Origin of the sequence: Thermosynechococcus sp. HY213, from assembly GCF_031460975.1 — a bacterium.
Taxonomy (GTDB): domain Bacteria; phylum Cyanobacteriota; class Cyanobacteriia; order Thermosynechococcales; family Thermosynechococcaceae; genus Thermosynechococcus.
This window is the reverse complement of record NZ_JAVKVB010000003.1, coordinates 63,229-79,421: the sequence shown is the minus strand read 5'-3', so window position 1 is coordinate 79,421 and position 16,193 is coordinate 63,229. Positions and strand designations below refer to the sequence as shown.

Genomic DNA, 16,193 nt, shown 5'->3' with positions numbered 1-16,193 from the left:
TTCCCCTTGGTTGACTAAATGGCGAGAGGAGGGGTCTGTAATAACCAATCGACTGCTGGGCTTCAGCCTGTTATTTCACCGTCTGTCTCTTGGAAGCTAGTGCAGGCTGCCAGAATCCGACTCATACTTGTTGCAGAAATGCAGGTAAAAGCGCACTCACTTTCGATACTCAGGCCATTGTTCTGTTTGGGTATTTTGCTTAGATAGCAGGTTAAGTATGGGGTCTCTATGCTGTTTATCGTTACAAATTAAGTCCTTGCATACGTATCTACTATTGCAGTTTAATTACTGTTTAGCTTTCAAAACCACCAATCTGCAGACAGGACTTGATGGCCCGAAAAAAGAAGACCGAGACCAAGCGTCCGATCGCACCCTACGAGCATCGGGACAAAGCGCGCGTCAACAACCTGCCCGTTGGGCTGGTCACGCCCGAAACCGACCCCGACACCGGACAGCAGAAAAAGCGCTACGCCTACGACCCGCACCTCGACCCGCAACTGGTCTGGGCGGGCAAAGCCGAGCATACCTCGTTTGAAGTTCCTACCGTCTCCCTGCACGTCCACGAGCGCATTGACCCGCGCACAATTATCGAGGCGGTGCGCAAGAAAAATGGGCAACAGGAACCGGTGCAACTGGGGTTGTTCGAGGTCGAGCACCAAGAACCCTTGCACAAGGCCGTCGAGTTCTACCAACACAAGCACGACTGGAGCAACCGCCTGATCGCCGGCGATTCGCTGCTGGTGATGAACTCGCTGCTGGAAAAGGAGGGCATGGCCGGCAAGGTGCAGATGACCTACATTGACCCGCCCTACGGCATCCGCTACGGCTCCAACTTCCAGCCCTTCGTCAACAAACGCGACGTGAAGGACGGCAAGGACGAGGACTTAACTAGCGAGCCGGAGCAGATCCGCGCCTTCCGCGATACTTGGGAGCTGGGCATCCACTCCTACCTCACGTATCTTCGCGACCGGCTGCTTCTGGCGCGGGAACTGCTCACCGAGAGCGGCAGCATCTTCGTGCAGATCAGTGACGAGAACGTGCACCACGTGCGGGAGTTGATGGATGAGGTGTTCGGGGCGGGGAATTTTGTAAGACAAATATCTTTCCGCAAAACATCGCCTCTTGGGTTTGGAGAATTACCGAGAGTTCACGATATCATTAATTTGGTATGCGAAAAACAGGGAGGGCGTGAAATATAGGCAGCTTTACACGGAGAAGAGTCTTGATGAATCCTGGTTTGGATTCGTAGAGTTGCCGAGTGGAGAGGTAAAACCAATTCGTGCATTGTCAACCGAGCTTGACCAAATTGAAGGATCAAAGAGGCTGGCTTTGGGTGACCTCAAGTCTTCTGGTTACACCGAGTCTTGCACCTATGACTTTGAGTTCTCAGGAAGGATCATATCCGCACAAAGGAAAAGCTGGCGCACACATAGGGAGGGAATGCAACGCCTTATTACCGCTTGCAGACTATACGACACCGGCAACATTCCAAGATACAAGCAATGCTTTGATGATTTTCCTCTCCAGCAGATTGACAACCTTTGGAATGATACTGCCGCTGACCACCGACCTTGGCGACCTGGTGTTCGACCCGACCTGTGTGCGGAAGGGGACGAGGGTGTGGGTTTGCGGCTCCTCCCCGACCCTCCCCACACGTGGGGAGGGAGAAGCCCTATCCCCCCGCGTGCGGGGGGATGACAGGGGGGCTACCCTCATCGCCATCGAAGACATCCAGCCCGGCGACTACCTGCTGGCGCATGACGGCTTGCCCCATCGCGTCGTGCGCACGATACGGCGAATGTATCGCGGCGTGATGATCGGCATCCGGCACGACCTTAGCGGGCAAACCCTATGGCTTACGCCCGATCACAGGGTGTTGGCCCACAGACGACCGCACAGCCTGGGTGGACATTCCGACTGGTCAGGTATTCCCAAGGCGCTGCGCGGCAGAAGCAAAATACTCCGCAAGGAAATGACTCCGCCTGAACGGAAACTTTGGAAAGTCTTGCGAGGCAATGGGTTGGGCTTTACCTTCAGACGTCAGCACCCTATTGGCCCCTATATCGCCGATTTCTATTGCCGTGAAGCTGCCTTAGTGGTAGAAGTGGACGGCGCCATGGCTCATGGCACTCCGGCCGCCATGGAACATGACCGTGTCCGCGATGAGTTCATGCACGCGCTGAATCTAAAAGTGCTGCGTGTTCCCGCCGCAGAAGTAGAGCATAATCTCGAAGGGGTTTGCACTGCTATTGGACAGGCGTGTAAAGAGCAACTTTCGCCAGAGTATGCCCAGTGGATGGAGGCAGAGCAGATACAAGAGGGAGACATCCTGTTCCACGGTCCCGACCGCGTTCCCGTGCGCCTTGTGGAGGTGGTTAGAGACTTGTCCGAGGAAGAGGTTTACGATTTAGAAGTAGAGGACGCTCACTCGTTTATAACGGAAGTCTGCGCCGTACACAACTGCGGCAGCGGCACGACGGCCTATGTGGCCGAGCAGTGGGGCCGGCGCTGGATCACCTGCGACACCTCGCGCGTGGCGCTCACCCTCGCCCGCCAGCGCCTGATGACCGCGGCCTTCGACTACTACGAGCTGGCGCATCCCGAAGAGGGGGTGGGCAGCGGCTTCAAGTACAAGACCGTGCCGCATGTGACACTCAAGTCCATCGCCAACAACCCAGAGATCGACGGCATCTACGCCCGCATGCACCCGGCCATCGAACAGGCGCTGGCAGACCTCAACGCCGCGCTCCGTCTCCCCTCTCCCGCTGGGAGACCCCCTGACGGGGGCAGGTGGGCCGGGGGTGAGGGCTATCCCCGTTTCAAGGTCACGCAAGGCGGCCGCGCCGGGCAATTCGTGGATTTTGCCGCGCCGGACAGCGCCACCTTCACTATGCCCGCCGGCCAGGCGGTCAAGGTCAATGAGCTGGTGGAGTGGGAGGTGCCCTTTGAGTTCCCTGCCGACTGGCCCGAAGCGGCCCGCAAGCCTTTTGACGCCTTCTATGCCGCCCGCCGCGCGATGCAAAAGGCCATGAATGAGGCGATCGCCCGCCACGCGCCGCAGGAGACGCTCTACGACCAGCCCTTCGTAGACCGCAAGAAGGTGCGCGTGACCGGGCCGTTCACCGTGGAGGCGGTGCCCGCGCCGGCGGTCAAGTCGCCGGAGGAGATTCTCGAAGCCAGATCCCAACCAGCCGACACATCCATCGCCCGCTCGGGCGAGACGCTGCGCCAGGCCGAATGGCGCGACGAACTGCTGCGCGCCGGCATCCGCGGCAAGGCGGGGCAGTACATCCGCTTCGCGCGCCTAGAGCCGCTGCCCGGCTGCCGCTTTTTGCACGCCGACGGCGAGACGCGCCCCAGCGACGAAGGTGCCGATTCGGTGCGCGAGACCGGCCCGGCCGACAGCCCGATGCGCGTGGTGGTCTCCTTCGGCCCTGAACACGCGCCGCTGGAACAGCGCCAAGTGCAACGGGCATGGGAAGAAGCCCAGCAGCTTGTCCCTAAGCCGAAACTGCTGGTCTTCGCCGCCTTCCAGTTCGACCCGGAAGCCGCCAAGGATATTGACGAGATGAAGCCGGAACTCGCGGGTATGCAGTTTCTGAAGGTGCAGATGAACGCCGATCTGCTCACCGACGACCTCAAGAAAAAGCGCGCCAGCAACGAATCGTTTTGGCTCATCGGCCAGCCGGACGTGGAAGTGCGTCGGGAGGACGACGACAAATACGTGGTCGAGGTGCACGGCTTCGACTACTACAACACGAAAACGGGCGGGGTCGAGTCGGGCGGGGCGGACAAGATTGCCGTCTGGATGCTGGATACCGACTATGATGGGCGCAGCCTCTACCCGCGTCAAGTCTTCTTCCCGATGGCGGGCGAGGGCGAAGGCTGGGCGAAACTGGCGCGCAATCTCAAGGCCGAGATCGACGAGGAACTGATTGAGGCTTATCGCGGCACGGTGTCGCTGCCATTCGAGCCGGGCGAGCACAAGCGCATCGCGGTCAAGATCGTGGACGACCGGGGGATCGAGAGTTTGAAGATTATGGAGATTGACACATGAAGATCAAATCCGTCCGCATTCGAAACTTCCGCTCGATAAAGGAACAGACTATCGAACTTGATGACTACACGTGCTTCGTCGGAGCCAACGGCTCAGGGAAGTCAAGTGTCCTGCATGCCCTCAACGTCTTCTTTGGTGAATCAGGGATACCCGGTCTCAACACGCGTTCGCTCAGTGAGGAGGATTTCCATGCCAAAAACACAACGGATCCTATCGAGATAACGATCACTTTTACAGACTTCTCAGAGGAAGCTAAGAATGAACTCCAGCATTATGTGCGCCATGATCAATTGGTTGTCTCAGTTGAGGCACAATTTGATCCTGTTGCAAACACAGCCGAAGTAAAGCAGTACGGTCGCCGGATGGTTATCAAGGATTTCGCGCTGTTTTTTGAAGCCGAAAAAGCTGGGAAAAAGGTTGCTGAGCTGAAGGATATATACACCAGGGTGCGAGAGAAGTACCCTGATCTTCCGCATCCTGGCACAAAGGATGCAATGGTCCAAGCACTTCGTGAGTATGAAGAAAAGCACCCGGAATTGTGCGAAGAACTCCCTAGTGCGGACGAATTCTATGGTGTATCAAAGGGTAAAAACCTTCTCGAGAAATACATCCAGTGGGTGTACGTGCCCGCAGTGAAGGAAGCGGCTAGCGAGCAGAAAGAGTCTAAGGACACAGCCCTAGGGAAGCTTTTGAGCCGCACGGTTCGGTCCAAAGTCAACCTCAGGGAGTCATTTGATCCCATCCGCAAGGAAATGCAGGAGAAGTACAGACAACTCCTTGCCGATAGTCAGGCACAGCTAACCGAAATATCTACAGCTCTGCGAAATCGGCTTGTGCAGTGGGCGCATCAAGACGCAACGCTTCGAGTGCAATGGTACCAAGACCCCGAAAAGGCGGTACGTGTTGATGAGCCTTTTGCTCAGGCCATTCTCGGTGAGGCAGGGTTTGAAGGGGAGCTTACACGTTTCGGGCACGGGCTTCAACGTTCGTTTATTCTCGCACTGCTCCAAGAACTCTCTGACAGAGACGACGCAGATCCACGGCTGATTCTCGCCTGTGAGGAGCCGGAGCTCTATCAGCATCCCCCACAAGCAAGGCATCTTTATAACGTGCTCGTGAAGCTGAGCGAACAGAACTCTCAAATCTTGGTTACAACCCACAGTCCATACTTCATATCAGGTGAGAGATTCGAGAGTGTCCGGATGGTCCGCAAGGTCAATGGTGCTTCGTCTATTACTAGGACCACCCATCAAGAGGTGGCAAATCAAATTGCGGCTGTGAAAGGCCAGCAACCTGTCGAACCGAGCGAGCAGTTGGCAAAGATCCATCAAGCACTCCAGCCTGAGCTCAGCGAAATATTCTTCGCGTCTAGGATCGTATTCGTCGAGGGGCTAGAGGATACTGCATATTTGACCACCTACCTTCACTTGCTCAACCGGTGGGATGAGTTCAGACGACTCGGCTGTCACATTGTCCCCACCGGTGGAAAAAGTCGGATGCTTCAACCTCTCGCGGTAGCCAGGTGCCTGCAGATCCCGACTCTCGCGGTACTGGATTCGGACGGCGACAAGCCGGACAAAAACGGAAGCAGGGAGCAACACCGCAGAGACAACAGCGCAATCCTCAAGTTATGCGGTGTATCTGATCCTGAGCCGTTCCCGACCAGTACGTTCTGGGGGGCCGCTGTAGTCATGTGGTCCTCAGACATCGGGCAGGTGGTTGAGCAAGAGATTGGAAAAGAGAACTGGGATGAGTTTCGATCTGAGGCAGATGCTAAATACGGGTCTGCCGGGAATCTACAGAAGAACGCGTTGCACATTGCATCGAGACTCCAGATAGCTTGGGATGCTGGCAAGAAATCGGATTCTCTCGAGAAGCTTTGCAATAAGATCATGGAGTTTGCTAATAAGAATGAAAATAGAGAGGAAAATTGATGCCCAGCACCACCATTGACCGCCTGATCATCAACTCGCCCTACGAGGAGCCGCAGCGGCACTGGCGTTACGACCGCGAGACGCGTATTTTCGAATTGGTGGAGGGCCGCCGCCCGGCGGGGTACGTGGTGGCGACGCCCGGCTCAAAAGCCTTCGATGACCCGGGCATCTTCGTCGAGATTCCGCTGGTCAACCAGATCCGCCCGCGCGTCAAGGCCTGGCGCGAGGCGGGCTATCCGGGCGTCACCAGCATCACCAAGCGGCTGCTGGAACATTGGACCGACCCCGAAAACTTTGACCGGCGGCGCTTCTTCTTCTGCCAGCTGGAGGCGGTGGAGACGCTCATCTGGCTGACCGAGGCCGCCCCCGCTGAGCGCACCGGCATCGAAATCCCCGGCGATGGCGGCGAGTACATCCGCCAATGCTGCAAGATGGCCACCGGTTCGGGCAAGACCATCGTCATGGCCTTGGTCATCGCTTGGCAGGTCCTGAACAAGGTGGCCAACCCGCAGGATGCCCGTTTCTCCAAAAACGTGCTGGTCATCGCCCCGGGGCTGACGGTCAAAAAGCGTCTGGAAGTGCTTTACCCCGCCGCGGACGGCAATTACTACGAAGCCCTCGTCCTTGCTCGAGAAATTGCGCCAAGGCAAAGTGCTGGTGCGCAACTGGCACGCCCTCGCCTGGGAAAGCGAAGACCAGATCAAGAAACGCAAGTCTGTGGACAAACGCGGGGTCAGGGAGGGCAAGGACGAAGATCCAGTACGCAAGGAGAAGAGGTGAATGATGGAAAAGAAGTGTGACTGGGGCCCAGACAACCCGCATCCCCTCTCCCGTATGAAGACCGAGCTGGTCTGGGAAGGGAAGTACGACGAGTACGGCAACCGCCGACCCGTCAAGCTCCCCACGTCGCCGCTGCCCTTGCAGCGCATCGAGACGATAGACCAGCCACGCGATGCGCGCAAAGCCCAGGCGCGACAACTGGGCTTGCCATTCTCAGAAGAGGAGTTTCATCAGCAAGCCCATCGCGACGACTGGCGCAACATGCTCGTCTGGGGTGATAACAAACTGGTGATGGCCGCCCTGCTGGAGCAGTTCCGCGGCAAGATTGACCTGATCTACATTGACCCGCCCTTCGACGTGGGCGCCGACTTCACCATGCAGGTGCAGATCGGCGAAGAGGGCGACGCGGTGCAGAAGGAACAGTCCATCCTGGAGGCCGTGGCTTACCGCGACACCTGGGGCAAGGGGACGGATTCTTATCTGCACATGATGTATGAGCGGCTGACCCTGATGCGAGATTTGCTCAGTGAGCGGGGGAGTATTTATGTGCATTGTGACTATAGAGTAACAGGTTATCTCCGACTGCTCCTTGACCAAGTATTCTCACCAGATAACTATGTTAATGAAGTCATTTGGTTTTACAAAACAGGGGGTGTGCCAGAAAAATTAGGGTTTGGGAAGAAGCACGATACTATCCATTTTTACGCCAAGAACCCAATGGCTGCGGTATGGATTCCCCTCAAAGAGAAATCTTATCTGATGCACAAGTACGGATTCTCCAACATAGAAATTCACACAGACGAGAACGGACAGTATACTCTTGTTAATTGCCGCGATGTGTGGGATATTCCTGCGCTTAGAGGTAACCAGCCTGAGCGTGAAAGTTTTCCAACTCAAAAACCGGAAGCCCTTCTAGAACGCATCATTCTCGCCTCATCCAACGAAGGCGACCTGGTAGCGGATTTCTTCTGCGGCTCCGGCACTACTCTGGCGGTGGCGGAGAAACTGGGGCGCCGCTGGATCGGCGTGGACCTAGGGCGCTACGCCATCCACACCACGCGCAAACGGCTGATCCAGGTGCAGCGCGAACTGCACGAAGCGGGAAAGCCTTACCGCTCCTTCGATGTCTACAATCTGGGGCGTTACGAGCGGCAGTGGTGGCAGTTGGAGCGGCTGAAGGGCGCCGATGGGGAGCACCGCCGCATCGTGCTGCAGTTCTACAAGGCGGCGCCGCTGGACAACCCGCCCCATCCGCTGCTGTACGGCAAGAAAGGCCCCGCCTACGTCCATGTGGATCAGATAGACAGCATCTTCTCCTATGACGAACTGCGCGCCGTGGCCGAAGCCGTGCGTCAGGTCGGCGGGCGCGAGGTGCACTGCTTGGCCTGGGAATTTGAGATGGAACTCAGCCGCAAAAAGGAGGCGCTGGAAGCCGAGACCGGCGTGGTCATCCGCCTGAAATACATCCCGCGCGAGATCATGGAGCCGAACCGCAGAGAGGTGCAGTTCTTCGAGGCAGGCGCGCTGGAAGCCCGCGCCATCGTCAAGGATGGCAAGGTTGATGTGGAGCTGGTGCGCTTCACCCCGGCCTTAGCAGAGGCGCCCGAAGCCGAGTTGGCCGCCCTGCGCGAGCGAGCCGTGCGCAGCCCCTTTGATTTCATTGACTTCTGGGCGGTGGACTTTGACTACTCGCCCGATAAACCCTTCGAGCACCACTGGCAGGACTTCCGCACCCGCAAAGACCGCTCGCTCAAGACCCGCAGCGATCTGGGCTGGACGTACGAAGCGCTTGGCAAACATCAAATCGCAGTGAAGGTGATTGATGTCTTCGGTGTGGATACCACCGTGGTGCTGAATGTGGAGGTGTAGATATGCCCTTTGAAGTCACGCAGCAGAATGTCTCTGCCCTAGAGCCGCTCTTCAAGCCGTGGGAAGAGCCGACGATGCATCGCCTGCCCAACCCGCAGCCCGGGCAACCGGCCATCATCGCGCCGGGGCGCCGTCCTAGCAAGATGCCGCTGGTGCGCGCTATCCGCGCCGAGGTGGATGCCTGGCGGCGGGGCGGCTATGCCGGCGTTTGCGAGACTTCCCGCACGCTGCTGAATCACTGGTTCAACAACGAGCATCTGGTCAAGAACGAAGCCGGCGACCTGATCCCTTTCCGCTATCACTGGGCGCAGCGGGAGGCCATCGAGACCTTCATCTATCTCTACGAACTGCGCCGCGTGCGCAACGTGGCCGGATTGCTCACTGAATTCGGCGATGGACAACTGGCCGACCTAGCTTTGGGCATCCCGCCGGAGCAGGATCGCTGGGCGAGGTACTGCGCCAAGATCGCCACCGGCGCGGGAAAGACCAAGATTATGAGCCTTGCCGTCGTCTGGAGTTACTTTCACAGCCTCTACGAACCGAACTCCGACCTAGCGCGGCATTTCGTGGTCATCGCGCCCAACCTGACCGTCTATGAGCGCCTGAAAGACGACTTTGAGAATTGCGCCATCTTTTATGCGGACCCGCTTATCCCGGAAGAATGGCGGACTGACTTTCAGATGCAGGTGGTGCTGCAGGATGAACCCGGCGGCGCGACGACGACCGGCGCCATCTACCTGACCAACATCCACCGTCTCTATCCCAGCCGCGACAACGGCGGGGAGACATCTGAGGAAGGGGCGTCCGCCATTTTTGGGCCGCCGGTGGTGCGTGGCCGGGCGCTGGACACGGGGGAAAGCCTGCGGGCGCGCATCACCACCCATCCGCGCCTGATGGTGCTCAACGACGAGGCCCACCACCTGCACGATCCCGACCTTGCCTGGAACCGTGCCATTGACGCCCTGCACGAAGAAAGCCTTCGGCGCGGCCAACGAGGCCTGTGTCTGCAACTGGACTTTACGGCCACGCCCAAACACAACGACGGCTCGCTCTTTCGTCACATCGTGGTGGACTTCCCTTTGGGTGAAGCGGTGGATGCTGGCATCGTCAAAGTGCCAGTCCTAGGCGAATCGGAGGAACTCGTCGTGCGCGGCGATAAGAAGACGCCGGCCCACGAACGCTACGGAATGCACCTGCAATTAGGCTATCAGCGCTATGCCAGAACCTACGATGAATTGGGCAAAGTGCGCAAACCTTTGCTCTTTGTGATGACGGAGGACGCCCAGGCTGCCAACGAAATCGCCGATTATCTGGATAGCGATGCTTTCCCCTTGCTCAAAGGGCGCGTGCTCAACATCCATACCCGCCTGAAAGGCCGCATCAAGAAGGTGACCCGCGGCGGCAGAACCTATAAGGAATTCGTGGAAAACGAAACGGCTATGAAGCCGGACGACCTCCGGGCGCTGCGCGAGATGTCCCGCGAACTGGATAGTCCCGATAGCAAATTCCGCTGCGTGGTTTCGGTGATGATGCTGCGCGAGGGCTGGGATGTGCGCAACGTGACCACAATCGTGCCCCTGCGCCCTTACTCCGCCAAATCGGGCATCTTACCGGAACAGACCCTAGGGCGCGGCCTGCGCCGCATGTTCCCCCTGGGTGAGACGCCGGAGATCGTTACTGTTATTGAACATCCTGCCTTCCGCAAACTCTATGAGGATGAACTGGCACAAGAGGGGCTGGATATTGCCGTATTGCCGGTGCGGGAGGTCTTCAAGCAGACGGTCACGATTTTCGTGGACCACGAGCACAAGGACGTGGAGGCACTGGAGATCGAAATCCCGTTGCTTACCGATGCCGTTGAGACCACCCAGGATCTGCAGGGGCTGACCTTTGAGGAGGTGCGTGAGGCGTTTCACGCTAGGTTCCAGCCGTTACCCATCGGGGAAAAACGGGAAGGCCCCATTGAGTATATTGAGTATAAAGAGCGACACCTGTTCACCGACGAGATCGTGGCCACGATGAAGTTGGATGCTGGGCTGTTGAACAACGCTTGGTCGGCGCCGGCCTACTTTGCCCAGATGTTGGGGCGCACCTGCCGTATCAGCAACCCACATCAGGTACTGGCTCCGTTGGTCGAACGTTTTATCGCCGAGGTACTGTTTGAGCGCCCGGTGGGCCTGTATAGCGGCGAAGTAGACCACCGGATGCGTGACCTGGATGTGCTCGAACACATCCGCGCCACCTTTACGCCGCTAATTCTGGAAAAGACGGTGCGCCAGAAAAAGCGCCAGCGCATCAGCCGCGGGCAGCGTCTCTCCACCTGGAAACCCTATCAGGCTACCAGCCACAACAAGCGCCCTGCCCTGCCCGCACAGCGCACCATGTTCAACCTCGTGCCCTGTGACAACGATTTTGAGCAGGTGTTCACCGATTTTCTGGACACGGCGCAAGACGTGGTGGCCTTTGCAAAAAACGCTGGTCCACAGAAGTTGATGATAGACTATCTGAAGCCAGACGGCCAACGTGCGTTCTATGTCCCTGACTTCATTGTACGCGCGGAAGGTGGTGACCATTATCTGGTGGAATTGAAGGGCCGCCAGGATGAGCTGGTACCGCTCAAAGCCAGCGCTGCGGCGGAGTGGTGCAAGACTGCATCCAGCGAGGAGGCGCGCTGGCATTACCTCTATGTGCCCTATCACCTTTTCCAGCAGGGAACAGCTACCACCATTGCAGAGCTGGCGCGCACCTGCGAGCCGTCTTTGAAGACCCTGCTGGAGGAGTGGAAAACAAAGCAACAGACGTTGCCCCTGCAAAAAGCCACCGTTCAATCGGAATCCGAAGCCTTGTTTCAGCGCGTCCTGCAAGAAGCCGGCGTTGCGCAACCGCCGGCAGAGATCGCTGACCTGATGCGCCAGGCTGTGTCGCTACTGGACCATGCGATTCAATCCCGACATCCTACCCTGGCTCATGCCTTTCAACCGCTCCTGGGTTCGCTGGACGACTATGCCCTGCGCATTTTGGAAAAACGGCTCAGGCCCGTTATCCCGGCAAACAAAGATGCCTCTATCGCCTTCTTTAGCCCTGACCTGAGCCACCTGAATCCGCGCGAGCAGTCGCTGTTAGAGAAAAACCAGCGCTATCTACGCGATAACTTGGTCTTTGGCCGCTCTATCCAACGTCTGGGGACGCTGCTCTTTTGTCTGGATTACGCCCGTCAGAGCGAAATGCTCGCCGATGGGATATGGAAAGCAGTCCGTCAGACCTTTTCATCCCCGAAATTCGGCGCACTCTACCAGGTGTTGGAGCGCGTTAACAAATTCCGTAATACGCGGGTAGCCCACGCTGAGGTTGCGTTGACCGATCCTGACGAGGCGTGGAGGGCGCTGAGGGAATGGTTGCAGGCACTCGCGGCGCTCCACGAACTGGCTCGCTCCTGATGACTCTGAGGCGCATCCTGCACATCGCCTCGAAGGTGCTTGATGAGGTGGAAGCGAGAGAAGAAGTCGTGCAGCATATATGGGAGGCGGTTCGGCAGGAGAACACCGATCGCATCGAGCCGGTCTTCGACCGCGATCATCCTATCCGCTCCACAGGCGAGATGCGCACTTGGTACACGGGCAAGCCCTGCGAGCGCACGGAGAAATCCCATATCAACGTCTGCGTCTACGACAGCACATGGGAAGCGTCCGACGCCTTCGCGCTCGACAGCAGTGACGCGGTGGCTGCCTGGGTCAAGAATGACCACCTAGGCTTCGAAGTGCTCTACGTTTATCGTGGTGTGGTGCGCAAGTATCGGCCTGATTTCCTGGTGCGGCTGAAGAACGGTGATCATCTGATTCTAGAAACAAAGGGTCAGGATACGGAGCAGGACAAGGTGAAGCGTCAGTATCTTGCAGAGTGGTGCGAAGCTGTGAACGCGCACGGCGGCTTCGGGCGATGGCGCGCGGAAGTAGCGAAGACGCCCGGTGAGATTCAGGATATAGCTATTCCAATAAAGAATGAGACATTATCCAGCACAATACTTGCGAATCACCTCATCAATCGAACTGTTTGACCCTGCATACATCCGCGCTCGCTTCAACACACTGAAGTCGTGCTCAATCACATTCAAATCAGGAGAGTATTTCGGTAAAAATAACACCGCGTGACCCGCCGCTTTCACCACTGCCTGCATCCCCCCTTGGGGATGAATCGGTGCATTATCCATCATCAACAACGACGGTCTCTTTAAAACAACGACGGTCTCTTTAACGCCGGCAAACAGTACTGACTCAACCAACTCACATAACGCATTCAAATATCCTGAAAACAGCATTGGGGCGATGAAGTCTTTCTGGTATCTATACCGTCCTGCGACTAAACTCTCTCTTTTCTGACGCTTCCCCGCTCGCTCTCCATCAATTCGTTGGCCTCGCGCTGACCACCCATACTCAGACTCCACTCGATCGCTGGGCACGGTCGATTAAACGGTCATCGGGATGGGTAGCAACATCCGCTGCTAAGGCCGCCCAATCCAGTTTCCAAGGACGACGGGGGACAACCGTGGGCGCTAAGTCCTCTCGCTTCAGCCAGCGATGGATGGTGGCGCGACTGACCTGAAAAATTTGAGTCGCTTCACTGATTTTGCCACCTTGCTTGATATAGGAGACAACCCGCTCTCGTAAGTCCAAGCTATAGCTCATATTCTTGAGTAACATTCATGACGCTTTGAGTATAGCCTATCCCTCTTGAAAATATCTCACTCCCTTTCGAAATAGCTATATCTACCTGAACAGCCGTTTCCTATTCGGGTCAATATCTTGATAGGACGTAACTTTACGCCATAGCCAGATTACTGTTTCTCGTCATCCTTGTGAAAACGGCTGTTATTCCTGACTGATTGAGCCGATAAAACAAGGCTCTCATACTGTTTAAGCTGGCGTCCAAAATGTACGTCAGCCAGATTTTGAAGAGCAGTTGTGAGTTCAGGACGGGATAGTCGCAAGGGCTGAGGCGCCTGAGAATAGACTTGACAATAGCTCCAAAAGATGCCATAGTAAATTGACTGTTTTTTAATCTTTTAAGGGAAGAATACAATATTTCTTCTCTTTTTCCTACCTCTTCAAACTGTTGTTCAATACTTCTGCAAAGGAATAAGCCAATCATTTTACCTTTGGAGAGAACGTTGCCTATTGACTGATAAACTTGATAGTCTCCTGAAGATTGATTTCAAAATATGGCTTATCTTTTTGGAGTGCATCTGTGAAGGTCGTTGTCGTTGGCAGTGGTGGTCGAGAGCACGCGATCGCTTGGAAATTACTCGATTCTCCTCGCGTGACACAGGTCTATTGTCTCCCCGGTAATGGGGGCACAGCCTGCCTGGAGCGGTGTGAGAATGTGGCCATTGCAGCCACCGACCTCACGGGTATTGGTGAATTTGCCAAAGAGAATAACGTTGATTTAGTGGTTGTCGGGCCAGAGGTTCCCTTGGCAGTGGGTTTGGCCGATCACCTACAGGCGTTGAACATCCCTGTGTTTGGGCCGGTCAAGGCCGGCGCACAAATTGAAGCCAGTAAAGCTTGGGCAAAGGCGCTCATGCAGGCGGCTCAGATTCCTACGGCCAAAGCAGCAGTGTTTGACAATTATGAGGCGGCCTCTCGTTATGTTCAAGCCCAAGGGGCACCCATTGTCATTAAGGCCGATGGTTTAGCGGCAGGTAAAGGAGTGACGGTAGCGGCCACCGAAGGGGAGGCGATCGCTGCCCTCGAGCGGATTTTTGGGGGTGAATTTGGCGCCGCTGGTCAACAGGTGGTCATTGAATCAGTACTAGAGGGGCAAGAGGTCTCCGTACTCGCCGTTACGGATGGCAAAACCATTCTGCCGCTGCTGCCCGCCCAAGACCACAAGCGCATTGGCGAAGGGGACACAGGTCCAAATACTGGAGGAATGGGGGTCTATGCCCCTGTCCCTTGGGTGACACCAGAGTTAATGCAACGAATTCAACAGACGATTCTTGAACCTGCCCTTGGGGCGTTGCAGGATCGGGGAATCCACTACTGTGGGGTGCTCTATGCCGGTCTGATGGTGACGTCCGCAGGGGATCCCTACGTGGTGGAATTTAACTGTCGCTTTGGTGATCCTGAAACCCAAGTCGTCCTCCCCCTCTTGGAAACCCCTCTGATTGAGGTGCTCTTGGCCTGTGTCGAGAGACGCTTAGCCAGTTTGGGAGCGTTGCAATGGCGCAATGAGGTAGCTCTATCCGTCGTGATGGCGGCGGGGGGCTATCCGGGGAGTTACCGCAAGGGGGATGTGATTCAGGGTATTCCCGCAGCGATCGCCCAAGGGGTTCTCGTTTTCCATGCTGGAACGCGCTGGCAAGAGGGGCAATGGTACACCAATGGCGGTCGGGTATTGAACATTACCGCTTTGGCTCCTGATTTTGCCACGGCTCAAGCCAAGGCCTATGCGGGCGTCAGCGCCATTGAATTTGCCGACTGCTACTATCGTCGTGACATTGGCTACCGTATTCTGGAATCATCGGCTCACAAAGGTGAATACCATCCATGACCCTCCTCCCCCCAAAAACTAACCCATTACGCTGTTTAACTGGTGCGCTGATTGCTGGCACGCTTGGGATTCTCCTTTATCGGCTAACAGGGGCGATCGCCTACGTCTTTGCCACTCACGCAGTGAGCTACCACAATCAACTGGTTTATAGCTTGGCCGTGGCCGTGCGCACCCTTGTGGTGGGCTTGTGTACCCTCGCAACGGGGGTCTTTAGCATTATTGCCGTGGGTCTGGTGGCGCTGACGCTGCAACTGCTTTGGGAACGCTGGGTACAACGGGAGCAGGCTTAACCGTCGCTAATTTTGCCATCTTCGATTTTGGTGATGCGATCGGCAATGGCTGTAATCCGTGGATCATGGGTAACAATCAACACTGTGCAGCCTTTTTGCTTTGCTAGCTTGTAGAGAATTTTGATCACCTGTTGGCCATTTTGGGAATCCAGGGAAGCCGTCGGTTCATCAGCAAAAATAATCTGCGGCTCACCCGCTAGGGCACGGGCAATGGCCACTCGCTGTTTCTGACCCCCAGAAAGATTTGCGGGCACAAAGTCGAGGCGATCGCCCAAGCCAACGGCCTTGAGAAGCGCTGCTGCCTGTTCCTTCGCTTTTTTACCTTTAATGCCCTTAAGATTGAGGGCAATTTCAACATTTTCCAGTGCGGTCAAGGCGGGGAAAAGATTAAAACTCTGAAAGACAAAGCCAATATTTTGCAGCCGAAATTTTGCCAGTGCAGCCTTGGACAGTTGCGTAATCTCTTGGCCTAAGACAACCACTTGGCCACTGGTGGGGGCAAGAATGCCAGCCAAAATCGAGAGCAGGGTGGTTTTCCCTGACCCCGAAGGTCCCATTAGCAGATGGATATAACCGCGCTGGATTTGCAGGTTAATGCCCTGAAGAACAGGGGTCTCGTGATGGCCAGAACGATAAACTTTAGTCAGATTGGTGGTGGCGATCGCCAGCCCAGTTGTTGTCACAGTGGCAAGTCTCATCAGTCATTGATTAGCCGAA

8 protein-coding genes and 3 pseudogenes are annotated in these 16,193 nt (G+C 56.4%); 9 read left to right on the top strand and 2 right to left on the bottom strand.

The features are described 5' to 3' along the window. Nucleotides 1-329 precede the first annotated feature (329 nt). The 7 genes and pseudogenes from RHK62_RS01055 to RHK62_RS01025 form a co-directional block, all read left to right on the top strand. On the top strand, nt 330-1,199 hold the full coding sequence (locus RHK62_RS01055) for a DNA methyltransferase (RefSeq protein ID WP_310453138.1): 870 nt from the start codon (nt 330-332) through the stop codon (nt 1,197-1,199). A gap of 311 nt (nt 1,200-1,510) precedes the next feature. Beyond that, nucleotides 1,511-4,057 carry a DUF559 domain-containing protein gene (locus tag RHK62_RS01050; protein ID WP_310453137.1) on the top strand — a complete coding sequence of 849 codons (2,547 nt, stop codon included), beginning with the start codon at nt 1,511-1,513 and terminating at the stop codon, nt 4,055-4,057. Next, a complete protein-coding gene (locus RHK62_RS01045; RefSeq protein WP_310453136.1) occupies nt 4,054-5,991 on the top strand; it encodes an AAA family ATPase in 1,938 nt (645 codons plus the stop codon). The genes RHK62_RS01050 and RHK62_RS01045 overlap by 4 nt, the downstream gene beginning before the upstream one ends. After that, a pseudogene (locus tag RHK62_RS01040) lies at nt 5,991-6,729 on the top strand (DEAD/DEAH box helicase family protein); the annotation flags it as partial. The gene RHK62_RS01045 and the pseudogene RHK62_RS01040, both read left to right, overlap by 1 nt. 42 nt (nt 6,730-6,771) lie before the next feature. After that, complete coding sequence (locus tag RHK62_RS01035; protein WP_310453134.1) at nt 6,772-8,640, top strand: DNA methyltransferase; 1,869 nt, start codon at nt 6,772-6,774, stop codon at nt 8,638-8,640. Between the two features lie 2 nt (nt 8,641-8,642). Next, nucleotides 8,643-12,077 carry a DEAD/DEAH box helicase family protein gene (locus RHK62_RS01030; protein ID WP_310453133.1) on the top strand — a complete coding sequence of 1,145 codons (3,435 nt, stop codon included), beginning with the start codon at nt 8,643-8,645 and terminating at the stop codon, nt 12,075-12,077. Between the two features lie 65 nt (nt 12,078-12,142). Next, nucleotides 12,143-12,694 (top strand): annotated as a pseudogene (locus RHK62_RS01025) (type III restriction endonuclease subunit R); the annotation flags it as partial. Here the strand turns inward: RHK62_RS01025 and RHK62_RS01020 are convergent. Beyond that, nucleotides 12,647-13,322, bottom strand: a pseudogene (locus RHK62_RS01020) (IS630 transposase-related protein). The pseudogenes RHK62_RS01025 and RHK62_RS01020 sit on opposite strands and share 48 nt — an antisense overlap. Nucleotides 13,323-13,881: 559 nt before the next feature. Here RHK62_RS01020 and purD point away from each other — a divergent pair. Next, nucleotides 13,882-15,186, top strand: coding sequence for a phosphoribosylamine--glycine ligase (gene purD, locus RHK62_RS01010; protein WP_310453131.1), 1,305 nt, complete (start codon nt 13,882-13,884; stop codon nt 15,184-15,186). Beyond that, the gene (locus tag RHK62_RS01005; RefSeq protein WP_206200680.1) at nt 15,183-15,476 is read left to right on the top strand and encodes a DUF3082 domain-containing protein; all 294 of its coding nucleotides are present in this window, start codon (nt 15,183-15,185) and stop codon (nt 15,474-15,476) included. Before purD ends, RHK62_RS01005 begins: the two co-directional genes overlap by 4 nt. Here the strand turns inward: RHK62_RS01005 and RHK62_RS01000 are convergent. After that, nucleotides 15,473-16,174, bottom strand: a complete 702-nt coding sequence (locus RHK62_RS01000; protein WP_399377877.1) for an ABC transporter ATP-binding protein — start codon at nt 16,172-16,174, stop codon at nt 15,473-15,475. The genes RHK62_RS01005 and RHK62_RS01000 overlap by 4 nt on opposite strands. Between the last annotated feature and the right edge of the window lie 19 nt (nt 16,175-16,193).

What these genes read in the sequence shown, in the direction of transcription:
- RHK62_RS01005 (WP_206200680.1), top strand. Translation starts at nt 15,183, where the DNA reads ATGACCCTCCTCCCCCCAAAAACTAACCCATTACGCTGTTTAACTGGT.
- RHK62_RS01055 (WP_310453138.1), top strand. Translation starts at nt 330, where the DNA reads ATGGCCCGAAAAAAGAAGACCGAGACCAAGCGTCCGATCGCACCCTAC.
- RHK62_RS01035 (WP_310453134.1), top strand. Translation starts at nt 6,772, where the DNA reads ATGATGGAAAAGAAGTGTGACTGGGGCCCAGACAACCCGCATCCCCTC.
- RHK62_RS01045 (WP_310453136.1), top strand. Translation starts at nt 4,054, where the DNA reads ATGAAGATCAAATCCGTCCGCATTCGAAACTTCCGCTCGATAAAGGAA.
- RHK62_RS01030 (WP_310453133.1), top strand. Translation starts at nt 8,643, where the DNA reads ATGCCCTTTGAAGTCACGCAGCAGAATGTCTCTGCCCTAGAGCCGCTC.
- RHK62_RS01050 (WP_310453137.1), top strand. Translation starts at nt 1,511, where the DNA reads ATGATTTTCCTCTCCAGCAGATTGACAACCTTTGGAATGATACTGCCG.
- RHK62_RS01000 (WP_399377877.1), bottom strand. Translation starts at nt 16,174, where the DNA reads ATGAGACTTGCCACTGTGACAACAACTGGGCTGGCGATCGCCACCACC.